Origin of the sequence: Arsenicicoccus piscis, assembly GCF_022568835.1 — a bacterium.
In the GTDB taxonomy this organism is placed as follows: domain Bacteria; phylum Actinomycetota; class Actinomycetes; order Actinomycetales; family Dermatophilaceae; genus Arsenicicoccus; species Arsenicicoccus piscis.
The window spans coordinates 370,988-393,958 of sequence record NZ_JAKZHV010000001.1; the positions used below are offsets into that span (position 1 = coordinate 370,988).

General features: G+C 71.5%; 18 protein-coding genes. 4 read left to right on the forward strand and 14 right to left on the reverse strand.

What is annotated here, in order from left to right:
• Positions 1-43: 43 nt before the first annotated feature.
• Genes MM440_RS01725 through MM440_RS01735 form a run of 3 tightly spaced genes read right to left on the reverse strand, consistent with a single transcriptional unit; the run spans position 44 to position 4,389 of the window.
• On the reverse strand, positions 44-1,876 hold the full coding sequence (locus MM440_RS01725) for an NHL domain-containing thioredoxin family protein (RefSeq protein ID WP_241441465.1): 1,833 nt from the start codon (positions 1,874-1,876) through the stop codon (positions 44-46).
• A gap of 3 nt (positions 1,877-1,879) precedes the next feature.
• Positions 1,880-2,356, reverse strand: a complete 477-nt coding sequence (locus tag MM440_RS01730) for a cupin domain-containing protein (RefSeq protein ID WP_241441466.1) — start codon at positions 2,354-2,356, stop codon at positions 1,880-1,882.
• Positions 2,353-4,389, reverse strand: coding sequence for a bifunctional copper resistance protein CopD/cytochrome c oxidase assembly protein (locus MM440_RS01735; RefSeq protein WP_241441467.1), 2,037 nt, complete (start codon positions 4,387-4,389; stop codon positions 2,353-2,355). The genes MM440_RS01730 and MM440_RS01735 overlap by 4 nt, the downstream gene beginning before the upstream one ends.
• Positions 4,390-4,497: 108 nt before the next feature.
• Here MM440_RS01735 and MM440_RS01740 point away from each other — a divergent pair, with 108 nt between their 5' ends.
• The 3 genes from MM440_RS01740 (at position 4,498) to purU (ending at position 8,023) form a co-directional block, all read left to right on the forward strand.
• The gene (locus MM440_RS01740; RefSeq protein ID WP_241441468.1) at positions 4,498-4,971 is read left to right on the forward strand and encodes a MarR family winged helix-turn-helix transcriptional regulator; all 474 of its coding nucleotides are present in this window, start codon (positions 4,498-4,500) and stop codon (positions 4,969-4,971) included.
• A 111-nt stretch (positions 4,972-5,082) separates the two neighbouring features.
• Positions 5,083-6,948 carry an MDR family MFS transporter gene (locus tag MM440_RS01745; RefSeq protein WP_241441469.1) on the forward strand — a complete coding sequence of 622 codons (1,866 nt, stop codon included), beginning with the start codon at positions 5,083-5,085 and terminating at the stop codon, positions 6,946-6,948.
• A 229-nt stretch (positions 6,949-7,177) separates the two neighbouring features.
• On the forward strand, positions 7,178-8,023 hold the full coding sequence (gene purU / locus MM440_RS01750) for a formyltetrahydrofolate deformylase (protein ID WP_241441470.1): 846 nt from the start codon (positions 7,178-7,180) through the stop codon (positions 8,021-8,023).
• A 919-nt stretch (positions 8,024-8,942) separates the two neighbouring features.
• Here purU and MM440_RS01755 read toward each other — a convergent pair.
• From MM440_RS01755 to hisC, 7 genes are all read right to left on the reverse strand, one after another.
• Positions 8,943-10,298 (reverse strand): IS256 family transposase, encoded by a 1,356-nt coding sequence (locus tag MM440_RS01755; RefSeq protein ID WP_277626176.1) that lies wholly within the window; start codon positions 10,296-10,298, stop codon positions 8,943-8,945.
• A 110-nt stretch (positions 10,299-10,408) separates the two neighbouring features.
• Positions 10,409-12,313, reverse strand: a complete 1,905-nt coding sequence (locus MM440_RS01760) for an ArnT family glycosyltransferase (protein ID WP_241441471.1) — start codon at positions 12,311-12,313, stop codon at positions 10,409-10,411.
• A 15-nt stretch (positions 12,314-12,328) separates the two neighbouring features.
• A complete protein-coding gene (locus MM440_RS01765; protein ID WP_241441472.1) occupies positions 12,329-13,822 on the reverse strand; it encodes a dihydrolipoamide acetyltransferase family protein in 1,494 nt (497 codons plus the stop codon).
• A 19-nt stretch (positions 13,823-13,841) separates the two neighbouring features.
• The gene (locus tag MM440_RS01770; RefSeq protein ID WP_241441473.1) at positions 13,842-14,822 is read right to left on the reverse strand and encodes an alpha-ketoacid dehydrogenase subunit beta; all 981 of its coding nucleotides are present in this window, start codon (positions 14,820-14,822) and stop codon (positions 13,842-13,844) included.
• Positions 14,819-15,919, reverse strand: coding sequence for a pyruvate dehydrogenase (acetyl-transferring) E1 component subunit alpha (gene pdhA / locus MM440_RS01775; RefSeq protein ID WP_241441731.1), 1,101 nt, complete (start codon positions 15,917-15,919; stop codon positions 14,819-14,821). The genes MM440_RS01770 and pdhA overlap by 4 nt, the downstream gene beginning before the upstream one ends.
• A gap of 234 nt (positions 15,920-16,153) precedes the next feature.
• Positions 16,154-17,530, reverse strand: a complete 1,377-nt coding sequence (locus MM440_RS01780; protein ID WP_241441474.1) for a hypothetical protein — start codon at positions 17,528-17,530, stop codon at positions 16,154-16,156.
• Between the two features lie 149 nt (positions 17,531-17,679).
• Positions 17,680-18,792 carry a histidinol-phosphate transaminase gene (gene hisC, locus MM440_RS01785; protein ID WP_241441475.1) on the reverse strand — a complete coding sequence of 371 codons (1,113 nt, stop codon included), beginning with the start codon at positions 18,790-18,792 and terminating at the stop codon, positions 17,680-17,682.
• Positions 18,793-18,828: 36 nt separating this feature from the next.
• Here hisC and MM440_RS01790 point away from each other — a divergent pair, with 36 nt between their 5' ends.
• Positions 18,829-19,221 (forward strand): phage holin family protein, encoded by a 393-nt coding sequence (locus MM440_RS01790; RefSeq protein ID WP_241441476.1) that lies wholly within the window; start codon positions 18,829-18,831, stop codon positions 19,219-19,221.
• Positions 19,222-19,260: 39 nt separating this feature from the next.
• Here MM440_RS01790 and MM440_RS17180 read toward each other — a convergent pair whose 3' ends face one another.
• From MM440_RS17180 to MM440_RS01810, 4 genes are read right to left on the reverse strand one after another with little or no spacing between them, the layout of a single operon-like run.
• Positions 19,261-20,070, reverse strand: a complete 810-nt coding sequence (locus tag MM440_RS17180) for an NUDIX hydrolase (RefSeq protein ID WP_241441477.1) — start codon at positions 20,068-20,070, stop codon at positions 19,261-19,263.
• On the reverse strand, positions 20,067-21,245 hold the full coding sequence (locus tag MM440_RS01800) for an alpha/beta hydrolase (protein WP_241441478.1): 1,179 nt from the start codon (positions 21,243-21,245) through the stop codon (positions 20,067-20,069). Before MM440_RS01800 ends, MM440_RS17180 begins: the two co-directional genes overlap by 4 nt.
• Positions 21,242-21,862, reverse strand: a complete 621-nt coding sequence (locus MM440_RS01805) for an MBL fold metallo-hydrolase (protein ID WP_241441479.1) — start codon at positions 21,860-21,862, stop codon at positions 21,242-21,244. Before MM440_RS01805 ends, MM440_RS01800 begins: the two co-directional genes overlap by 4 nt.
• Positions 21,859-22,944: an S-(hydroxymethyl)mycothiol dehydrogenase gene (locus MM440_RS01810; protein ID WP_241441480.1), complete on the reverse strand. Its 1,086-nt coding sequence runs from the start codon at positions 22,942-22,944 to the stop codon at positions 21,859-21,861. Before MM440_RS01810 ends, MM440_RS01805 begins: the two co-directional genes overlap by 4 nt.
• Between the last annotated feature and the right edge of the window lie 27 nt (positions 22,945-22,971).

The following is a 22,971-nucleotide window of genomic DNA, read 5'->3' on the forward strand; positions in this document are numbered from 1 at the left end:
TTTGGTCAAATTCGTCCCGCTCGGCCCGGGGCCGCGCTCGCGCTCAGGTCGCGCGCAACGGCAGGGTCAGCTGGTCGGCAGCGCCGTCGCGGACCACGAGCGGGATGCCCCAGTCCTGCTGGTAGAGATGGCAGGCGGCGTGCTCGGGCACCTCACCGGTGTCCGGGTCCCCGTCGCAGGCGGCCGCACGGACACTGATGTGCAGGACGCCGTCACCGACTGCGGGGTCCACGACGAGGGTCCGCCGCAGACCGACCTCGGTGCCGGCACCCTCGCGCAGGAGCGCCTCCGGGGTGGCGGACACCATCAGCTGGGTCGGGTCGCCCCAGCGCAGGTCGAGCTTCTGGCCGGTGGGCGGCCGGAAGTCGATCTGCAGCCGCAGCTCTCCAGGCGCCACCTCGGTCGCCGGCCGATGGGTGGCGTGCCGCGCCCCTTCGACCCGAGAGCCCTGGTCGGGCAACGCGATCCGCACGACGCGGTGCGCCGCGGACTCGACCACCAGGAGGGTGCCGTCGTGCGGGTCGACCAGCACGTCGCTCGGCTCCGCGAGACCGGTCGCCGCCGTGCGCACCGTCTCGGTCGCAGGGTCGTAGACCCGGATCGCTCCGTTGTAGGTGTCCGCGATCGCCACCCGCCCGTCCGGCAGCACCCCGACCCCCAACGGGTGCTGGAGCAGGGCGTCCGCCGCTGGACCGTCCACGTGACCGAAGTCGAAGAGACCTCGGCCCACGACGGCGCGCACCTCGACCGTGCCGCCCTCCGCCGTCGTGACCGAGCGCAGGGCCGAGGTCTCGGAGTCGGCGAGCCACAGCGTGCCGTCGTCTCCGACGGCCAGCCCCGAGGTCTGGGCGAACCACGCCTGGGAGCCTGCGCCGTCACGGATCCCCTCCGCGGACGTGCCGGCGAGCACTGACAACGAGTCGGCAGGAGAGTCGTTGTCCGACAACGAGTCCAACTGACCCAGCTCGAGCGCCCACAGCTGGTGGACACCCGCCATCGCGATGACGAGCCGCCCCTCCCACCAGGCCACGTCCCAGGGTGTCGACAGGTCCTGTGCGAGAGCGGGGCCGCCGCCGGACCGCTCGCGCAGCTGCTGGCCGGTGCCCGCAAGGACTCGAACCTGCTTGTCCCCCAACGAGATCCCGTAGACCTGGTGGCGCTCGGCGTCGGCCACGACAACCTCATATCCGACCCGGGCCGCCACCTCAACGGGCAGCAGGCACAGCCCCTGCGGCTCGCCGAACCCGCCGATCCGATCCCGCTCGGTCTCGAGATCGCTCTCCAGCCAAGCGATCTCGCCGTGCGCCGTGTCGGAGACGAGGAACGAGCCGTCGGGGAGGGCTACGAGCTTGCCGGGGAAGCGCAGCGGCGTCTCCGCAGGGGTCGGCGCCACGAATGGGCCGGACCCCCGGTGCAGCGTCCCCTTGGCCTCGTGCTCGGCGACGAGCTCCTCGACGAGAGAGGTGAGTCCGTGGGCGTGGCCCTCACCGGACATGCTCGCGACGATGTAGCCCTCCGGGTCGATGACGACCAGTGTCGGCCACGCGCGGGCGGTGTAGGCCTGCCAGGTGACCAGGTCGGGGTCGTCCAGCACCGGGTGGTGCACGGCGTAGCGCTCGACCGCGGCGGCCAGCGCGTCCGGGTCGGCCTCGTGGAGGAACTTCGGCGAGTGCACGCCGACGATCACCAGCTCGTCGGCGAATCTCTCCTCCACGGGCCGCAGCTCGTCCAGGACGTGCAGGCAGTTCACGCAGCAGAAGGTCCAGAAGTCGAGGACGACGACCTTGCCGCGCAGGTCGGCGAGGCGCACCTCGGCGCCGCCGGTGTTGAGCCAGCCGCGGCCGACGAGCTCGGGGGCGCGTAGTCGAGCCGCCACCGGTCAGGCGTGCTGGTCGCCGGCGCCCTGCGGGGGCTGCACGGAGTAGGCCGGCGGCTCGTCGGAGCCGTCCTCCTCGTCCCGCTCCGCGTCCGCAGCGGTCGCCTGCACGATGCCCTGCGCGTGGTGCACCGGCGCGTAGACCGTGTAGAGACGCAGCGGCTCGTCACCGGTGTTGATGACGTCGTGCCACACCCCGGCGGGCACCTGGATCGACCAGTCGTCGGCGACGTCCTGCTGGAAGTCGAGGTCGTCCTTGCTGGGGCCCATCACGCAGCGACCCCGCCCCGCCTCGAGGCGCAGGAACTGGTCGGTCTCGGGGTGCACCTCCAGCCCGATGGACTCGCCGACGGGGATGGACATGAGGGTCACCTGCAGGTAGCGGCCGGTCCAGGCCACCGTGCGGTAGGTGGTGTTGTCGAGCGTCGCGGCCTCGATGTCGAAGGCGTTGGGGCGCGGGCCCGGGTCGGTCACGGTCATGGGAGGTCCTTCCTCGTGGTGGATCGGTGGTCGTGCTGAGCGAGCCGGTTGAGCCGCTCGTTGTAGGCGCGCAGCTCGGCGTCGTCGTCGCGGTCGGCGGCCCGGTCCTTGCGGCGCGCCTCGGCGGTGTCCTCGCGCATCCAGCTGGCGGTGACCAGCAGGGCGAGGGCGAGGGTCGGGAGCTCGGCGATGCCCCAGGTGATGCCGCCACCGAGCTTCTGGTCGGCGAGCGGGTCGGGCACGTAGGGCAGCGACATCTCGGGGAAGAAGCTGGCAGCCAGCAGGTCCTCGCCGGACATCAGCGCGATGCCGAACCACGCGTGGAAGCCGAGCGTCGCGACCAGGATGATCAGGCGCATCACGCCGGGCCACTTGCGCGGTCCCGGGTCGATGCCGCACAGCACCCAGGCGAAGCCGTAGCCCGCGAGCAGGAAGTGCACGACCATCAGCACGTGCCCGGTGTGCGTGCGCAGCGCCAGCTCGAACAGTCCGGAGTAGTAGAACAGGATCAGGCTGGCGAAGAAGTTGATGGCCGCGACGATCGGGTTCGCCCAGAACTGCAGCCAGCGCGAGTGCAGGCAGGCGAGCAGCAGCTCGCGCCAGCCGAAGCTGCCGTCCGTGCGCGCCTTCAGCACCCGCAGGGCGAGCGTCGACGGCGCGCCCAGCACCAGGAAGATCGGCACCGTCATGCCGATCAGCATGTGCATGATCATGTGCGCCGAGAACATCACCTTCCCGTAGACCGCGGGGTAGCCCTGGGTCGCGTAGAGGAAGACGGCGTGCCCCGCGAGCCACGACAGCGTGCGCACCATCGGCCACCGGTCGTGCCGGTCCTTGAGCCGGTGCACCCCCCACAGGTAGAGCCCTACGGCCAGCAGCGACAGCACGAGCCACAGCCAGTCCACCCGCCAGGTGAGCAGCCACGCCAGCGGCCCGGGGGCGGGGGGCGCTGGGTAGCCGGTGATCGACTCGACCGGGGTGGCGGCCACCGCGTCCTGGGGCACGGGCGGAGCCGACCGCGAGAGGGCTACGGCGACACCGGCCGCGAGACCCATGACGGCCACCTCGGTGACGGCCAGCCGCACGAACGCGCTCACCGAGCCCGGGTCGCGCTCGATCCGGCCGACGTGGCGGCGGCGCTGGCGCAGGCCGAGGAGCCCGAGCGCGACGACCGCGAGCACCTTCACCACGACCAGCCGCCCGTAGGCCGACCCGAGCTCGGTGACCGAGCCGAGCCGCAGCCAAGCGTTGAGCACCCCGGAGAAGACCATGAGGGCGAGCCCCCACGCGGCGATCGTCGAGTAGCGCCGGACCACGACGGCCAGGCCGCGCCCGAGGACCGGCCGCAGCACGACCAGAGCGATCAGGCCGCCGGCCCAGATGGCGGTGGCGACCCAGTGCAGCTGCAGGCCGGTGACGGCGGAGTCGTGGGCGGCGGCGACGTTGGCGTGGCCGGCGAGCCCCAGCGGGAAGATCGCGGTCGCCGCGAGCGCCAGCACCCAGGCCAGCGTGTAGCGCGACCGGCCGAGCGCGGCCCCCACCGTGACGGCGAGCGCGAGGACGAAGACGACCACGAGGGCCTTGAACGCGTCCAGGCTCCACAGGTAGCCGAGGTTGCCGGTGAACTGCGGGCTACCGATCGGGGCACCGACGACGTCGGCGAAGCTCAGCAGCAGCCCCAGCCCCGCGCAGGCGGCCCACAGCAGGGCGAACCCGCTCGCCAGCCGCGCGACGGCGATCCGCCGGTGCCCCGCGCGGTCGTCCGGGACGACCATCACGCCGAGCATGAGCAGCCCGAAGACCGTCGCGAAGGCGAGGTCGTGCACCACCCGCACCAGCGGTAGACCGAAGCGCACCACCGCGCCCGGGTCGCCGAGCCCCGTGGCGAGCGGCGCGAACGCCGAGGTCGTGAACCCGGCCACCACGCAGGCCACCAGCGCGACGGCGAGGCCGACGAGCACGACGCCCCGGCGCGGCTGGGCTACGGGTGTCGCCGAGGCCGGGGGGCGGGTGGGTGCGGGGGCAGAGCTCACGGTCCCAGCGTAGGCCGCGCCGGCGGAGCCCCCGAACCCGGGCTTCCTGAGCCGGCTCTCAGGGAGGTACTTGCACGTTCAACCTAACCATTTGTATGATTCAAGCAAATGAATGACACCACGTCCCGCAAGGTCCCCGTCCAGCTGGCGGGGGAGCTCAGCGACCAGCTGATGGGGACCTTCAAGGTCATGGCCTCCCTGCGAGACCATGCGCCACGCCTGGTGCCGGGGGCCGACCCCGTCGCCTACCCCGTGCTCTTCCGCCTGACCGGCGGGCCGAGCCGGGTCTCCGACCTCGCCGACTGCCTCCACGCCGACGTCTCCACCGTGAGCCGGCACTGCACCGCTCTCGCCAAGGTGGGGCTCGTGGAGAAGGTCCCGGACCCCGTCGACCGACGAGCCCAGGTCGTCACCCTCACGCCCACCGGCGAGGACCTCGTCCACCAGCTTCACGTCCAGCGCAAGGAGTGGTTCGACACCATCCTGCACGACTGGGAGTCCGCGGACATCGAGGCCTTCCAGGGCTATCTCGCCCGCTTCGCCAAAGACGTAGAGCGTTACCGGGACGCTGCCCACGGCTGACCAGCCGCGCGGTCGATGCCGCACCCGCCGACGCCGTCCCCACCGTCGTCTCCCCACCCCGGAGACGACCACCGCCTGAATCCTTCGTGCAGACCCATCCAAGGAGTTCCATTGTCTTCCTCCGCCGCTTCGGCCTCGCTGGCCGCGCAGCGTGACGGCGAGCTGTCGCACCGGCAGATCGTCACCATCGTCCTCGGGTTGATGACCGGGATGTTCCTGGCCGCGCTCGACCAGAACATCGTCGGCACCGCGATCCGCACCATCTCCGACGACCTGCACGGGCTCGACCAGCAGGCGTGGGTCACCACGGCCTACCTGATCACGTCGACGATCTCGACCCCGATCTACGGCAAGCTCTCGGACCTCTACGGCCGCAAGCCGTTCTTCCTCGCCGCGATCATCATCTTCGTCGCCGGCTCGCTGGCCTGCACGTTCGCCACCTCGATGTACATGCTGGCCGCGTTCCGCGCCATCCAGGGTCTCGGCGCCGGTGGTCTGATGTCGTTGGCCCTCGCGATCGTCGGTGACATCGTCCCGCCGCGCGAGCGCGCCAAGTACCAGGGCTACTTCCTCGCGGTGTTCGGCACCTCGTCGGTGCTCGGCCCGGTCATCGGCGGCTTCTTCGCCGACCAGTCCTCCCTGCTCGGCCTCACCGGCTGGCGCTGGGTCTTCATGGTCAACGTGCCGATCGGGGCCGTCGCGCTGTTCGCCGTGTCGCGGACCCTGCACCTGCACCACGTGCGCCGCGAGGCGCGCATCGACTGGTGGGGCGCGTCCATGCTGGTCCTCGGCCTGGTGCCGCTGCTGACCGTCGCCGAGCAGGGCCGTGAGTGGGGCTGGTCCTCGGGCCGCTCGATCGCGTGCTTCGTCATCGGTGTCGTCGGCATCATCGGCTTCATCTGGGCCGAGCACCTGATGAAGGACGACGCCCTCATCCCGCTGCGCATCTTCCGCAACCGCGCGATCGTGGTCTCGCTGTCCGGTGGCTTCGTCGTCGGCGCCGGCATGTTCGGCGGCATGATGATCCTGCCGCAGTTCTACCTGCAGATCATCAACGGCTCGAGCCCCACCAAGGCCGGCCTGCAGATGATCCCGATGGTCCTCGGCATGATGATCGCCTCCATCGCCTCCGGCCAGCTGATGACCAAGACCGGCAAGCTCAAGCCCTTCCCGATCTTCGGAGTGGCACTGATGGCCATCATCATGTTCGTCCTGTCGCGGCTGTCCGCGGACACCCCGCTGTGGCAGGTCATGGTCATGATGTTCTTCTTCGGATTCGGCCTCGGTAACACCATGCAGCCGCTGACCCTCGCCGTGCAGGCCGCCGTCGAGCCCCGCGACATCGGCATGGCCACCTCCTCGGCCACCTTCTTTCGCCAGATCGGTGGCACCCTCGGCGTCGCGATCTTCTTGTCGATCATGTTCAACAAGCTCGGCGGCAACATCGCCAGCGCGTTCACCGACGCCAGCAAGGACCCGTCGTTCCTCGCCGCCATGAAGGACCCGGCCGTCCTCGCCGACCCCACCAACGCCAGCTTCGTGAAGGCCCTCGCCTCCAAGGACCCGAGCGCGCTCTCCGGCGTCATGCAGGACAGCTCGATCATCAACCACCTGGACCCGCGGCTCGCCCACCCCTTCAAGGTCGGCTTCGCCCAGTCGATGGACCTGATCTTCCTGCTCGCCGCCATCGCCTGTGTCATCGGCTTCGTCGTGATGCTGTTCATGCCGCGCCTCGAGCTCGGCAGCCAGTCCGCGGCCGCCCAGATCGCCGAGGCGGCCCGCCGCAAGGAGCTGCAGCTCGAGCCGCTCCCGGAGGACGCGAGCCCCGAGGACCTGCTGCTCCACAAGAGCCTCACCCAGTTCCTGGTCGACGCCGCCACCTACGACTCGGTCGGCCACACCATGGAGGAGCTCCCCGACGCGCACCTCGCGATGCGCGGTCGGCACCGGCCCGAGTTCGTGGCTGGTCAGCGGTAGGCGCTGAGCAGTAGGCGGTGGCGCCGTGCGCGTCACACGCCTCGTGGAACGGCACTCGTAGAACGGGGCCGAGGTCAGGACGTCCTGGCCTCGGCCCCGTTGGCGTGCGGACGGTCTACTCGGGGTGGGTGGTTCGCGAAGGTGTGGGGTTCGCGAAGGCGTGGACGCAGGGTCGTGCCGTGAGCGGAGGACCCGACCGCGCCCGTGAATACGTCAGACTGGAGACACTATGAGCAGAGCCTTCGTCCTCACCCTCGCGTGCCCCGACACCATCGGCATCGTGCATGCCGTCAGCGGATTCCTCGTCGACCGCGGGGGCAACGTCACCGAGTCCAGCCAGTACGGCGACCCGCAGTCGGGCCGCTTCTTCATGCGCGTCGCGTTCGAGGCCGACGCCGAGCTGGACGACCTGCAGCGCGACTTCGCCGGGGTGGCCGAGCAGTTCGCGATGAGCTGGCAGCTCTACGACGCCGCCCGCCCCACCCGCGCACTGGTGCTGGTCAGCAAGTTCGGGCACTGCCTCAACGACCTGGTGTTCCGCACCCAGATGGGCTCGCTCAACATCGAGATCCCGGCGATCGTGTCGAACCACCGCGACTTCGAGCGGCTGGCGGACAGCTCCGGCATCCCGTTCTTCCACATCCCCGTCACCAAGGACACCAAGCCCGAGGCCGAGGCACGGCTGATCGAGCTGGTCGACGAGCTCGACATCGACCTGGTCGTGCTCGCGCGCTACATGCAGGTGCTGTCGGACGACCTCTGCCGCACCCTCGACGGGCGCGCCATCAACATCCACCACTCGTTCCTGCCGAGCTTCAAGGGGGCCCGGCCCTACCACCAGGCGCACGCCCGCGGGGTCAAGCTGATCGGCGCCACCGCCCACTACGTCACCGCAGACCTCGACGAGGGCCCGATCATCGAGCAGGACGTCGCCCGCGTCGAGCACGCCGCCACGCCCGAGCAGATGGTCGTCCTCGGCCGCGACGTCGAGACCCAGGTCCTCGCCCGCGCCGTCGGCTGGCACGCCGACCACCGCGTCCTGCTCGACGGCCACCGCACCATCGTCTTCCGCTGACGCGTCGGATCGGTGCGGCTCGTGGCCGGCCACGCCTGCCCACCCAGCCGCGCCTGCCCACCCGGACGTCCCCGCCAACGTCGCCGCCGATCGCCGACGGCACCCACCGCCACGCCGCGACAAGGCAGTTGGTGACCGAGACGGCAGCTGGTCACGCCAGACGCCGCGACACGGCACTTGGGCACTGAGATGGCTGGTACAACAGCCGTTTCGGTGGCCAACCACCATCTCGGCGGCCGTCACGTGACCAACTGCCATCTCGGCGGCCCCCGCGTGGCCAACCACCGTCTCGGCCGCCCTCGCGCGGCCACCGTCTCGGGCCGCGCTGGGGGTGACCCGGCAAAGTCTCGGCGCGGTCGGCCAGGGTGGCCACCCCGGCCGAGACGGGACGCCCACCGGCCGAGGCGCGGTCCACTCCCACACCGACGGCCCACAGACGCGCACGAACCCGTAATCCGCCGCCGAACCCGTGAGATGCGCAGGGTCCGGACCCCGGCAAACCACGGCTTCCTAGGCGCCACCCGAGTTCCTGCGCATACGCACACCCAAAACGCCCCTTCGTAGACCCCTTCAGCACCACCCGCCACGCCGCCCACCCGGCCGTCCCCGCCAACGTCGCCGCCGACCGCCGACGGCACCCACCGCCACGCCTCGACACGGCAGTTGGTGACCGAGACGGCAGCTGGCCACGCCAGACGCCGCGACACGGCAGTTGGCGACCGAGACGGCTGGTACAACAGCCGTCTCGGTGGCCAACCACCATCTCGGCGGCTGTCGCGCGTCTAACTGCCGTCTCGGCGGCCCTCGAGTGGCCGACCACCATCTCGGCCGCGCCGGGGTGACCCGCCAGCCAGCCTCTCGGCGCGAGCAGACCGGGCAGGCTGGGACTATCCGATTATCGGTGTAAGTGGCATTTTCGTTACTGGTGGGTGCTGGCCGCGGGCATGCGGTCAGCGAAGGTGACGGCGAACGCGTTCAACGCTGGCTTCCAGCGCATCCCCCAGCGGGTCTGGCCGGTGCCCTTGGGGTCCAACGATCTCACGGTCAGGTAGAGCGTCTTCAACGCGGCCTGCTCGTTCGGGAAGTGACCGCGGGCCCTCACCGCCCTGCGGAACCTGGCATTGAGACTCTCGATCGCGTTCGTGGAACAGAGGACTTTGCGGATCTCGACGTCGTAGTCCAGGAACGGGATGAACTCGGTCCAGGCGTTGCGCCAGAGCCTGATCATCGCGGGGTAGGCCTTGCCCCACTTCTCGGCGAACTGTTCGAACGCCCGCTCCGCATCGGCCGGGGTGGATGCTTCGTAAACGGGCCTGAGGTTGGCGGCGATCTCGGGCCAGTGCCGCTTCGAGGCATAGCTGAAGCTGTTGCGCAGCAGGTGGATGATGCAGGTCTGGACCTTCGCGGCGGGGAACACGGACCCGATGCTGTCGGGCAGGCCCTTCAACCCGTCGCAGACCATGAAGAACACGTCCTTGACGCCTCGGTTCTTCAACTCGGTCAGGCAGGCAAACCAGAACTTCGCCGACTCCCCATCGCCCTGCCCGGGCCAGATCCCCAGAATGTCCTTGTGCCCGTCGAGGTCGACACCGATCGCGGCGTAGTAGGGCTGGTTACGGACCTGCCCATCCCTGACCTTGACCACGATCGCGTCGATGAAGACCGCCGCGTAGATCGGCTCCAACGGGCGGGCCATCCACGTGTTCATCTCGTCGACGACGCGGTCGGTGATCCGGCTGATCGTGTCCTTCGACACCGAGGTCCCGTAGACCTCCGCGAAGTGGGCAGCGATCTCCCCAGTCGTCAGGCCCTTCGCGAACAGCGACAGCACCATGGCGTCCATGTCCGACAACCGGCGTTGGCGCTTGGTGACCAACTGTGGCTCGAACGTGCCATTGCGATCCCGCGGCACCCGGATGTTGACGGCACCGACGTTGTCGGTGATCACCGTCTTCGAGCGGGTGCCGTTGCGGGAGTTGCCCGACCCGCGACCGACGGGATCATGCTTGTCATAGCCCAGGTGCTCGTTGAGTTCTTCGTCGAGGGCTGCTTCGACGATCTGCGCCGTGAGGGTCTTGAGGAGGCCGTCGGGGCCGGTCAGGGCGATACCGGCGTCCTTGGCCTGGCGCACCATCTGCGCGACGGCTTCACGCTGAGCCTTGTCCAGCTCGGCCGGCTCATCCTGCGGTGGTGGTGGGTTTGGGGTCACAGTCTCCAGTCTGGCCGACTCCACGGCCTCCGCACTGCTGCTGGTGGTGGTTGTCTCGGTCATCATGACTCCTCCTGCCCTTGCGGGCGATGGAGCCACTTACACCGTTTCTCGGATACTCCCGGCAGGCTGGCCTCAGCCAGGTCGGCGACCATCAGATGCGCAGGGTGGAGAGGTCAGCAGCGGCCGGTCAGGTCGATGACGGCTACCGAGGAGCCGGGGATGGTGACGCGGCAGCCGACGGTGCGGGCCCAGCCGACCATGTCACCGACCGGGCGGCGGGCGAAGTCGGGCGGGGACGAGTCGGGGGCCTTGCGGTAGGGACCGGTGAGCACCAGATAGCGCAGTCGACCGTCGCGCATCCAGGTCTGCACCTCGGCGAGCGTGGGTGAGAAGGCGCGACCGGTGAAGCCGCCGAGCGGCAGCACCGGTAGATCGAGCTGCAGCTGAAGCTGGGCGGCCGGGCTGGCCATCGGGGCAGCGGCGGCCCAGCCGCCAGCGCCACCGCCGGAAGCACCACCACCGCCAGTCCCAGCACCACCAGCACCAGCAGCACCACCACCCACATACTCACGCCGCAGGAACTCGACCACGGCGTCGTCGAAGACGGGGGTGTCGACGTGCGCCTCGGGGCCGGCGACGGGGTTGGCGCCGATGACGGGGTGCCGGACGGTGACGACGTCGAAGGCGAGGGGTCCCCACGCCATGGAGAGCGCGCACAGGGCGATACCGACGGGGGTGAGCAGCCGGGCTACCGGCCAGCGGCTCCACCAGCGGTGACCGATGACGACGGCGAGGGCCACGACCACCAGGACGTCCGCGACGTCGAGCCACCCGATGGGCAGGTCGGCGTGGGCGTTCATGATGACCATGCCGCTGGTGCTGGTGAGCACCGTGACGACGCCGAGCAGGATCCACGCCAGTCGGGCGCCCTCGGCGTCGCGACGGGCGACGGCCACGACCCGGTCGGTGGCGATGCCGATCAGGGCGGCGATCGCGGGCACGGCGATGACGACGTAGTAGGGGTGCATCGACCCGGCCATGAACGACAGGACGCCGAGACAGACGACCGCCCAGGTCACCCAGAGCACCTTGCCGATCCAGCGCAGCTCGAGCGACCGCCCGGCCATCGGGCCGATGAAGCGAGCCGCCGGCAGCGCCGCGAGCAGGCCAAGCGCGATGACGAGCGGCGCCAGGAACCACCCGATCTGACCGTCCATCGGCCACTGCACGAAGCGACCGAACCCGGGCATGCCGTTCATGCCGTTGCGCGTCGTCGGGTCATGAGTCACGATGCGGGACAAGCCGTTTCGGCCGAGCAGCAGGTCCGCCAGGCCACCGCTCGCGGCGTCGGGGTTGGGCCGGGAGCCCGTCGGGGTCAGCACGTAGACCACCACCCACCACAGCCCGAAGACCGCCGCGCTCAGCCCGACCACGCCGACCGCCCGCAACCGTGCGCGCAGGGGCAGCGCCCGGTCGGCCAGCAGCACCGCGACGAACGCCACCGCGGGCAGGAAGACGGCCAGCCACTTGCAGAGGAAGCCCAACCCGACGCAGGCGCCGACCAGCACGAGCCAGCGGCGACGCGGCGCCTCGACGTAGCGCACGGTGGCGTACGCCCCACCCACCGCGAGCAACGTCAGCGCGGTGTCCGGGTCGTTGAAGCGGGCCATGACCAGCACGATCGGCGTCAGCGCCATCACGGCGGCGGCCACGACGGCAGCGAGACCACCGTGGGTGCGCCGGACGGTGCGGTGCAGGAGCAGGATCGCCGCGAGCATGATGAGGACCTGCGGCAGCAGAATGGCCCACGGGTTCATGCCGAAGACCCGCACGGACAGCGCCATCGGCCAGACGAAGACCGGCGGCTTGTCCATCGACTGGGTGTTCAGCCACTCGACGCTGCCCCAGAAGAAGCTGGTCCACGAGTGCGCCGCCGACTGGACGGCAGCGGCGTAGTAGACGTTGGCGTAGCCCTGCTCGCCCAGCCGCCAGCAGTAGGCGACCGCTGCGATCGCGAGCACGGCGACGAGACCGCCGAGCTCCCCCGTGCCGGCGTGCCGGCGACCCCCCGTGCCCATCTGGTCCGGTAGCCCCTAGCCCCAGACCAGGGCCCGCGCGGGGTCCTCGAGCAGCGCCGCGACGTCGGCCAGGAAGCGCGAACCGAGCTCGCCGTCGATCAGCCGGTGGTCGAACGACAGCGCCAGCTGGGTCACCGAGCGCGGCACGATCGACTCAACGCCGTCGGCCCCCGTGACGACCCACGGCATCCGTCGCACCGCACCGAACGCCAGGATCGCCGACTCCCCCGGGTTGATGATCGGGGTGCCGGTGTCGACGCCGAACACACCGACGTTCGTGATCGTGATCGTCCCGCCGCTCATGTCGGCGGGCTGGGTGCGCCCGTCGCGCGCGGTGGCCACGAGCGCGCCGAGCGCGTCGGCGAGCTCGCGCAGGTTCATCCGCTGCGCGTCCTTGATGTTGGGCACCAGCAGGCCGCGCGGCGTCGCGGCCGCGATGCCGAGGTTCACATAGCTCTTGTAGATGATCTCCTGCGAGCTCTCGTCCCAGGTCGCGTTGATGCCGGGGTTGCGTCGCAGCGCGATGATCAGCGCCCGGGCGAGGACGAGCAGCGGCGAGACCTTGACCCCGGCGAACTCGCGGTCGGCCTTGAGCCGCTCGACCAGCTCCATCGTCGCGGTGCAGTCCACGGTCACGAACTCGGTCACGTGCGGCGCCGTGAACGCCGAGGACACCATCGCCGACGCCGTCATCTTGCGCACGCCCTTGACCGGCTCGCGCACCTCGCGCGGCCCGTCGCCCCAGCCCAGACCGGTGCCGGTGGGGGTTGCGGCGGTCGACGGGCCAGACTCCGTAGCGCCGCCGGTCGCGCCACCCGCCAGGTAGGCGTCGACGTCCTCGCGGGTGATCAGCCCGTCGGCTCCGGTGCCCGCGACGGCTGCCAGGTCGACACCGTGGTCCTTCGCGTAGCGGCGGGTGGGCGGCTTGGCGAGCGGGCGCTCGCCACTGCTCGCAGCCGGCTCGGGGGCAGGAGCGGGTGCAGGCGTCGGTGCAGCGGCGGGCGCAGGTGCGGGTGACGCGGCAGCCGCAGCAGCAGGCGCGGGTGCAGCGGCAGGCGCAGGCGCGGAAGCCGTTGCGGGAGCTACCGATTCGGCAGGCGCAGCACCCTTGCGGGGCCGACGCTTGGCGGCACCGGTGCGCGGGCCGTAGCCCACGAGGACCGGCACCCGCTCGCCCTCGGCCGGCTCCCCGTCGCCCCCGTCGTCGGCACCAGCCGAAGCAGCAGCAGCGCCAGAAGCGCCATCACCACCAGCCTCGCCACCGCCCTGACCGTCGTCGATCGTGATGATCGGCGACCCCACGTCGACGGTGTCGCCCTCGGCGACCAGCAGCTCGGCGACGGTGCCCGCCCACGGGATGGGCAGCTCTACGAGGGACTTGGCGGTCTCGATCTCGACGACGACGTCATTGACCTTCACGGTGTCACCGGGCTTGACCCGCCAGGTGACGATCTCTGCCTCGAGCAGGCCCTCGCCCGGGTCGGGGAGGTTGAACCTGTTGACAGCCATAGGGATTCGCGCCTTCCGCTCAGTAGGCCAGGGACCGGTCGACGCCGGCGAGGACACGGTCGAGGTCGGGCAGGTAGTCCTCCTCGACCTTGCTCGCAGGGTAGGGGACGTTGTAGCCGCCGACGCGCAGGACCGGCGCCTCGAGCTGGTAGAAGCACCGCTCGGTCACCTGCGCCGCGACCTCGGCGCCGACGCCGAGGAAGGTCGCGGCCTCGTGCACCACGACCATCCGCCCGGTCTTGGCGACCGACGCCGTGAGCGTGTCGATGTCGAGCGGGGAGATGGAGCGCAGGTCGATGACCTCGAGGCTGTGCCCCTCGTCCTCGGCCGCGGTGGCGGCGTCCAGGCAGGTCTTGACCATGGGTCCGTAGCACGCGAGCGTCACGTCCGTGCCCTCGCGCAGGACGTGGGCGCCGAACAGGTCGCGGGGCGCGGACTGGGCGTCGAGGTCTACCTCGCCCTTCTCGTGATAGCGCCGCTTGGGCTCGTAGAGGATCACCGGGTCGTCGGACTCGATGGCCTGCTGGACCATCCAGTAGGCGTCCTCGGGGTTGGAGCAGAAGACGACCTTGAGCCCGGCCGTGTGGGCGAAGTAGGCCTCGTTGGACTCGCTGTGGTGCTCGACCGCGCCGATGCCGCCTCCCATCGGGATCCGCACGACCACAGGCAGTTTCACCCGGCCCTGCGAGCGGTGGTGCAGCTTGGCGAGCTGGGACACGATCTGGTCGAACGCCGGGTAGACGAACCCGTCGAACTGGATCTCGACGACCGGCCGGTAGCCGCGCAGCGCCAGGCCGATCGCGGTGCCCATGATCCCCGACTCGGCGAGCGGGGTGTCGCGCACGCGGTCCTCGCCGAAGTCCTTCTGCAGATGCTCGGTGACGCGGAAGACGCCGCCGAGGGTGCCGATGTCCTCGCCGCAGAGCACGACCTTGGGGTCGCGCTCCATCGCGCGGCGCAGCCCGGCGTTGATGGCCTTGGCGATGGTCAGCTTCGTCATGCCTGCTCCCCCTCGACGTCGGCGAACGCCTCCTGGTAGGCGCGGAACTCCGCGCGGTCCCGGTCGACCTGGGCGTGCGGCTCGCTGTAGGCGTGGTCGAACATCGACTCGGGGGTCGGGTCGGGCATGGCATGGGTCTCGCGGCGCAGCTTCTCGGCGAGCGCGTCGGCCTCGGCCTCCACGTCGGCGAAGAAGGCCGAGTCGGCCTTCCCGCTGCGGGAGAGGTAGACCTTGAGGCGGGCGATCGGGTCGCGGTGCTTCCAGACCTCGACCTCCGCGGAGACGCGGTACTTGGTCGGGTCGTCGGACGTCGTGTGCGCGCCCATCCGGTAGGTGAACGCCTCGATGAACGCGGGGCCCTCGCCGCTGCGGGCCCGCTCGAGCATGGCCCGCGTGACGGCGTAGGTGGCGAGGACGTCGTTGCCGTCGACCTGCACGCCGGGGAAGCCGAAGCCGGACGCCCGCTTGTAGAGCGGGATGGCGGTCTGGCGCCAGTTGGGCTCGCTGATCGCCCACTGATTGTTCTGGCAGAAGAAGACGATCGGCGCGTTGTGCACCGCGGCGAAGACGAACGACTCGTTGACGTCGCCCTGGGCGGTCGCACCGTCGCCGAAGAAGGCCATCACGGCGGTGTCGCGCTCGGGGTCGTCGGTGCCCACGTCGCCGTCGAGCAGGATGCCCATGGCGTAGCCGGTGGCGAGCAGCACCTGGTTGCCGATGACGATGGTGAACAGGTGGAAGTTGTGCTCGGCCGGGTCCCACCCACCCTTGTTGGTGCCGCGGAAGAGGGCGACCAGCTCGAGCGGGTCGACGCCGCGGCACCAGGCCACGCCGTGCTCGCGGTAGCCCGGGAACGCGTAGTCCTGGGGGCGCATCGCGCGACCGCACCCGACCTGCGCGGCCTCCTGGCCGAGCATCGACGCCCAGAGGCCGAGCTGGCCCTGGCGCTGCAGCGCGGTGGCCTCGGTGTCGAGGCGACGGATCAGCACCTGGTCGCGGTAGAACCCGCGCAGGTCGTCGTCGGTGAGGTCCTCGAGGAACCGGCCGTACTGCGGATGCTCGATGAACTCGCCCTCAGGGGTGAGGATCTGGATCATCTCGGGGCTGCCGTAGCTGCCCCCCGGTCGCCGGTCGGGGTCCGGCGGGGGGACGACCCGCGCAAACGGGTCTCCGACCTCCGGGGTGACGGCGACGCCGCTGTCGCTGCTCATGGAGCTCCCTTCGTCCGACCGGCCAGGATCGCCACCGGTCCCGGTGTTGGCCGCGACCGTCAGCGGGGTGTGGCGACGGTGCCGACCCGCCCAGCAGGGGTGGCTGGGCTACCGCCGAATCTACCGGAGCGGGGTCGGTGCGTCACCTGAGACGCTCAGGCCGCCACCACCGGTCGGCTTGGTGGGCGTCGGGGCCGGGGCAACCTGCACGCCGGTGCTCGTCGGCGTCGCCGTCGCCGTGGGGGTGCGGTCGGTCGGCACCGGGGTCGCCTTCGTCGTGGTGGGGGCCGGCGTGGTGGGAGCTGTGCTGGTCGTCGGGCCGCCGCCGGTCGGCGTGGCCGTCGGGTGGCTGGTGGCCGGCGCGCTGGTGCCGGTGCCCGGTGTCGTGGTCGCAGTGGCCGGCCCGGTCGCCGTCCCCCCAGGAGTCGTAGACCCGGTGGAGCCTGGCGTGGAGCCACCCGTCCCGGGGGTGGCCGCCGGCGTGGAGCCGGGGGTGCTGCCCGCACCGGTGGTCGCACCGCTGCCTGTCGCGGCGCTCGGCCCGGTGGCCGGGGCACCACCGGAGGTGGTGGGCGCGGTGGCGCCGGTCGAGGCGCCGCTCGAGGCGGCCGGAGGCGCGGTCGACGGTGCGGCCTGGGTGCGGGCCACGGCGGAGCCGTCGGCGGGCTCGATGGCCGAGCGCGCCATCGCGGCGACCCCGGCGAGGGTGTCGGTGGGTGCCGCCGACGGGACGGCCGCGGCGGCGATGACGGCCTGCCGGGTCAGGGTCTGGTCGGTGGCGCCGGGGGCCAGGGCCGCGATCGCGACGAGCGGCGTGTCGGGGGCGGCGCCGGCGGCGACCAGCGTCGACGCGACCGGCGCGAGGGCCGCCATGACGGCGGTGGCCTCGACGGTGGAGGTGGACCCCGCGGCGCCGGCGCGCACCGTGGTGGCGGCCTTGACCCCGGCGTCGGAGGCAAGGACCTGCACGCCGGCGAGCTGCGGGCCGAGCAGGAAGGTGCCCTGCAGGGCAGCGAGCGCGCTCCCCTCGGTGACCGACCGGGATCCGGCGGCGAGGACGTCGGCCTGGGTCAGCTGACCGAGCGAGCCGGGCAGGAAGAGCGGAGCCGCGGCGATCTCGCCGACGCCGACCGCGGGGCCGCCGCCGACGGCGAGCAGCGGGGTGCCGATGGCGGGCGTGCCGTGCTTGACCCAGCTGCCGGCGTCGAGGCGGTGGGTGGCAGTGGGCGGCAGGGCCGCGGGCGAGTCACCTGAGCGCGACGAGTCGCCGGCGGGGTCCTGACCGCCCGAGCTCCCGGGCGCGCTGGGGGCCGTGGTGACGGTGGACGTGTCGAGCGCGACGGTGCGGGGCTGCGGACCCATCGAGGCGACGCCGATCGCGGTGAAGGCGGCGAGGGAGGCGGCGGAGAGGCCGACGAGGCCCAGCACGGGGGCCCAGGCGCTCGATGCGCCGGCCTCCTCGGCTCCGCCCCGGCCGCGCATGCGGCGTTCACCCATGGTCCCCACCCAACAATAGTGCGCTGGTGCACCGACCCCGACAACGACAATGGCGACAAATCGCCCGCGCGAACTAGTCATCACCGGTCCACGCGGACCGGCCAGCCCCCTGCTGGTCCCCTCCGGTCGTCGGCCGACGCGGTGCGCCGTCAGCCTGGCTGGATGCTACTCCTGTCGAAGGCGCCCGCGACGCGGATCAGCCGATCGTTGGCCTCGGGCTCCGCGATCGTCACGCGCACGCCCTCGTCGCCGTGGCGCCGGACCACGAGACCGGCGTCGTAGCACGCCTGCTCGAAGGCCGCGCCGGCCGGGCCGAGCGGGAAGAAGACGAAGTTGGCCTGGCTGTCGGGCAGCTCCCAGCCCTGGGCGGTGAGCGCGGCCACGACCCGGTCCCGCTCGGCCACCACGGCCGTCACCCGGGCGTCGAGCTCGTCGTAGGCCGCGAGGCTGGCGACGGCTGCCTCCTCGGCGACGACGCTGATGCCGAACGGCAGCGCCGTGCGCCGCAGCGCGGCGGTGACCTCGGACGACGCGACGGCGTAGCCGATCCGCAGGCCGGCGAGGCCGTAGGCCTTGGAGAAGGTGCGCAGCACCGCGACGTTCGGGTGGGTGCGGTAGAGCTCGAGCGCGTCCGGGGTGTCGGGATCGCGGACGAACTCGACGTAGGCCTCGTCGATCACGACCAGCACCGACGGCGGCACCTTCGCGAGGAACGCCTCGAGCTCGTCGCGGTGGACGCTGGTGCCGGTCGGGTTGTTGGGCGTGCACACGATCACCAGGCGGGTGCGGTCGGTGATGGCGGCCGCCATGGCGTCGAGGTCGTGGCGGTGGTCGGGGGTGAGCGGCACGCGCACCGCCTTCGCGCCGGCGATGGCCGTCGCGATCGGGTAGAGCTCGAACGAGCGCCACGCGAAGACCACCTCGTCGCCCTCGTCGCAGGTGGCGTTGATGAGCTGGCTGAGCACGGCCGAGGAGCCGGTGCCGGTGGAGATGTGGTCGTGCGGCACCCCGATGAAGTCGGCGAGCGCCTGCACCAGGTCGGTGACCGCCATGTCCGGGTAGCGGTTGACCTCGGTCGCCGCCTCCGCGATGACGCCGACGACGCTCGGCAGCGGCGGGTAAGGGTTCTCGTTGCTGCTCATCTTGTAGGTCGTCAGCCCCTCGACGACCGGTGCCGGCCGACCGGCGACGTAGTCGGGGACCTGGGCGAGCGCCGCACGCAGCCCGACGGGCGAGCCAGAGCCAGAGGTGGTGGCTGTCATGGCCACACTCTAGGACCGACGTGGGAGGATGAGCACATGAGATCGTTCGCCATCAAGACGGTGGTCAATGCCATCGCCCTCGGAGCCGCAGCCCTCGTCGTCAGTGGCATCCACCTCGGTGAGGAGGCCAACGCGACGTCGACCCGACTGCTCTCGATGGTGCTCGTGGCCGTGGTGTTCGGCTTGGTCAACGCCGTGCTGAAGCCGATCGTCGTGTTCTTCTCGCTGCCCGCGATCATCCTCACGCTCGGCCTGTTCACCTGGGTGGTCAACGCGCTGATGCTGCAGGTGACGTCGTGGCTCGCCGGCCCGCTCGGGCTGGACTTCCACGTCGACCACTTCTTCTGGGACGCGCTGCTCGGCTCGATCGTGATCACGCTGGTGGCCATGATCCTCAACGTGCTGCTGCCCGACTCGATCGAGCGCTGACTCGATCGAGCGCTGGCCCCGACGGGGCGCCGCCCGGCCTCAGGGCTCGTGCGGCTCCCCGTCCACCACGTAGACCGTGCCGGTCGCCCCGGCGTCGCGCCGGTCCATCAGCAGGTGCAGCAGGCGGGCCGCGTAGGGCGCGCACCGGGTGGCGACGGTCGCCCGGTCGGCCCAGTGGACGGCCCGGATCTCGCGCGTCTGCAGGTCCAGGTGCTCGGGCAGCTGGTCCCGCGAGCCCAGGTCGAAGACGAACAAGGTGGCGTCCGACCACCCCTTGTAGCGCGGCAGCCACGCCACGGTCAGCAGCGCGCCGGCCACGACGTCGGCGCCGAGCTCCTCGTGCAGCTCGCGCTCGACAGTCTTCGAGGGTGGCTCGTCCGGGTCGACGATGCCGCCCGGCAGGTCCCAGTCCCGCTTGTAGGTCGTCTCGCACAGCAGCACCCGGCCCTGCTCGTCCCACACGACGCCCTGGGCGATGTTGCGCTTGAGCGGCATGATCGAGTCGAGGATCCCGGTGAAGCCGTCGCGCGACCCGGGGGCCGGGTCGGTCACGAGCCGGGCGTAGACCAGGAGGTCGTCGCCGTCGGTCGCGGCGCCTCGCAGCCGCCCCTCGCGGCGCAGACCCGCCCGCTGGGCCACCCGCTGCGCGGTCAGGTCGCGGCCGGCCACGTGGGTCTCGATGCGGGTCCACCCGTGCTCGGCAAAGGCCTGCTCGGTCTCGGTGCGCAGGGCCTCCACCAGCACGGCCTCCACCTGCTGAGACGAGTCGTGGCGAGAGTCGTCCCCGCCCAGGTCGAGGTGGACGCGACCGGTGGTCGAGCCGGCGGCGGTGAAGACGAAGGGGCTCACGATCGCGTGAGGCGGGGCGCGAGGTGGTCGCGCAGCTCGTCGGCGCAGCGTTGCAGGATGCCGCGGGCGGTCCGGGACAGGCCGGTGGCGTTGATGGCCGCGTGGATGAAGCCGGAGACGTCGTCGACGCTCACCTCGACGCCGTCGGCGCGCAGCTTGTCGGCCAGCTCGAGGCCCTCGTCGCGCAGCGGGTCCAGCCCGGCGACCACGACATGGGCGGGCGCCACCCCGCGCAGGCTGGTGTAGCGCAGCGGGTTCAGCCGCGGGTCGGCGGCCACGTCCGCACCGGCACCACCACCAGCACCGCGGTCGGCGCCGAGGTAACCGAGGTAGTGGTCGGCGTACCAGTCGACCAGGCGGGTCGTGAGGCCGAAGCCGTCGCCGTAGACCTGGTGCGACGGGCGCCGACCGACGAGGTCTACGAGCGGGGTGACGAGCAGCTGGAAGGCGAGCTCGGGGGCATCGTCCTCGACCACCTCGCGGGCGACGACCGCCGCGAGCGTGGCGCCGGACGACTCGCCGCCGACCGCCACCCGACCCCCGGGGCTGGCGACCTCGGCGACGTGGTCGCGCAGGTAGCGGGTGGCCGCGACCGCGTCCTCGACCGCTGCCGGGAACGGCGCCTCGGGCGCGAGCCGGTAGGCGACGGACGCGACGGCCTGGCCGCTGTAGCGGGCGAGGTGACGGCACACCGCGTCGCTCGTCTCGAGCGAGCCGAGGCAGTAGCCGCCCGGGTGGAACCACACCAGCAGACCCTTGCCGCGGCCGGGCGCCGGGTCGTAGACCCGCACGTCGAGCGGGCCCGCCGCGCCGGGGACCTGGATGTCGCGCACCGCGGCCACGTGCACCGCGCCGGCGAACAGCCAGGCCTCGGCGTCCAGCTCCTCGCGGGCGGCCTCCAGGTCGAGGTCCTCGATGGCCTGTCCGGGGGCGTTGTCGAGCAGGCGCAGCATGATCTGCACCTCGGGGAGCACGGTCTGCCCGTCGACCACCCGCTGGCGACCGGCGAGCACGCGCAGCCCGCGGGGCGGCAGCCCGGCGAGGCCGCGCAGGCTCCCGCGGACGGCACGCAGGGCAAGAGGTTGGTCCGGCACAGCGCTCATCATGCCGTGCCGGACCGTCTCCACGTGGGAGCCGTCCAGCGACGCGCCCCGGACGCGCCGGCCTGCGGTCACGCAGGCCAGGTGGGCGAGCCCGCGCGCTCGGAGGCGATGGTCGTGTCGGAGCCGTGACCGGTGTGCACGACCGTGTCCGGCGGCAGGGTGAACAGCCGCTGGCGGATCGAGGACACGATCGTCGGGTAGTCCGAGAAGCTGCGACCGGTCGCGCCGGGCCCCCCGTCGAACAGGGTGTCGCCGGAGAAGAGGGCGCCGAGCTCCTTGGAGTACCAGCAGGTGCCGCCGTGGGTGTGCCCCGGCGTGGTGATGGCCTGCAGGGTGACCCCGCCGACCCGCACGGTCATGCCGTCGCTCACGCCCACGTCGGGCAGCACGTCCGGGTGGGTCTGCTGCCACAGCTCGAGGTCGGCGAGATTCAGCCAGATCGGGGCGCCGGTGAGCTCCTTGAGCTTGACCGCCTCCCGCACGTGGTCGTCGTGCGCGTGGGTGCAGATGATGGCGAGCAGGCTCCGGTCACCGACGGCGTCGGCGATGGCCTGCGCGTCGTGCGGGGCGTCGAAGACCACGCACTCCTCGTCGTCGCCGACGAACCACACGTTGTTGTCGACCTCCCAGCTGCCGCCGTCGAGGTTGAACGTGCCGGACGTGACGATCTTGTCGATGCGGGCGCTCACAGCGTGACCACCGAGCGCAGCACGTCGCCGGTCTTCATCTTCGCGAACGCGTCCTCGATCTGGTCGAGCTTGATCGTCTCGGAGACGAAGGCGTCCAGGTCGAGCCGGCCCTGCTGGTAGAGGTCTACGAGCATCGGGAAGTCGCGGCTCGGCAGGCAGTCGCCGTACCAGCTGGACTTGAGCGCGCCACCGCGACCGAAGACGTCGAGCAGCGGCAGCTCGAGGGTCATCTCGGGGGTGGGCACGCCGACCAGCACGACGGTGCCGGCGAGGTCGCGGGCGTAGAACGCCTGCTTGTAGGTCGCGGGGATGCCGACCGCGTCGATGACGACGTCCGCACCGTGCCCGTCGGTCAGGCCCTGGATCGCCTCGACCACGTCGGCGCTGGTGGCGTCGATGGTGTCGGTGGCGCCCATCGAGGTGGCCAGCTCGAGCTTGCGGGGGTCCTTGTCGACGGCGATGATCTTGGCCGCGCCGGCGAGCCGCGAGCCGACGACGGCGGCCATGCCGACCCCGCCGAGACCGATGACGGCGACACTGTCGCCGCGGCCGACGTTGCCGGTGTTGATGGCGGCGCCGAGGCCGGCCATCACGCCGCAGCCGAGCAGGCCGGCGGCCTCCGGGCGGACGCTCGGGTCGACCTTGGTGCACTGGCCAGCCGCGACCAGCGTCTTCTCGATGAACGCGCCGATGCCGAGCGCGGGCGACAGCTCGGTGCCGTCGGTCAGCGTCATCTTCTGCTTGGCGTTGTGGGTGTTGAAGCAGTACCACGGCTTGCCGCGCAGGCAGGCTCGGCACTGACCGCAGACGGCGCGCCAGTTGAGGATGACGAAGTCGCCGACGGCGACATCGGTGACGCCCTCGCCGACGGCCGAGACGACGCCGGCCGCCTCGTGCCCCAGCAGGAACGGGAAGTCGTCGCTGATGCCGCCCTGCTGGTAGTGGTAGTCGGTGTGGCAGACGCCGCAGCTCTGGACGTCGACGACGGCCTCACCGGGGCCCGGGTCGGGCACGATGACGTCGACGATCTCGACCGGGGCGCCCTTGGCGCGAGCGATGACACCCTTGACGGTGGTGGGCACAGGGGGCCCCTTTCTCGACCGGGTCGT

Excerpts from the sequence above, each read along its gene's own strand:
- MM440_RS01730 (WP_241441466.1), bottom strand. The coding sequence starts at position 2,356 with ATGACCGTGACCGACCCGGGCCCGCGCCCCAACGCCTTCGACATCGAG.
- MM440_RS01740 (WP_241441468.1), top strand. The coding sequence starts at position 4,498 with ATGAATGACACCACGTCCCGCAAGGTCCCCGTCCAGCTGGCGGGGGAG.
- purU (WP_241441470.1), top strand. The coding sequence starts at position 7,178 with ATGAGCAGAGCCTTCGTCCTCACCCTCGCGTGCCCCGACACCATCGGC.
- MM440_RS01755 (WP_277626176.1), bottom strand. The coding sequence starts at position 10,298 with ATGATGACCGAGACAACCACCACCAGCAGCAGTGCGGAGGCCGTGGAG.
- MM440_RS01760 (WP_241441471.1), bottom strand. The coding sequence starts at position 12,313 with ATGGGCACGGGGGGTCGCCGGCACGCCGGCACGGGGGAGCTCGGCGGT.
- MM440_RS01765 (WP_241441472.1), bottom strand. The coding sequence starts at position 13,822 with ATGGCTGTCAACAGGTTCAACCTCCCCGACCCGGGCGAGGGCCTGCTC.
- MM440_RS01770 (WP_241441473.1), bottom strand. The coding sequence starts at position 14,822 with ATGACGAAGCTGACCATCGCCAAGGCCATCAACGCCGGGCTGCGCCGC.
- pdhA (WP_241441731.1), bottom strand. The coding sequence starts at position 15,919 with ATGATCCAGATCCTCACCCCTGAGGGCGAGTTCATCGAGCATCCGCAG.
- MM440_RS01780 (WP_241441474.1), bottom strand. The coding sequence starts at position 17,530 with ATGGGTGAACGCCGCATGCGCGGCCGGGGCGGAGCCGAGGAGGCCGGC.
- hisC (WP_241441475.1), bottom strand. The coding sequence starts at position 18,792 with ATGACAGCCACCACCTCTGGCTCTGGCTCGCCCGTCGGGCTGCGTGCG.
- MM440_RS01790 (WP_241441476.1), top strand. The coding sequence starts at position 18,829 with ATGAGATCGTTCGCCATCAAGACGGTGGTCAATGCCATCGCCCTCGGA.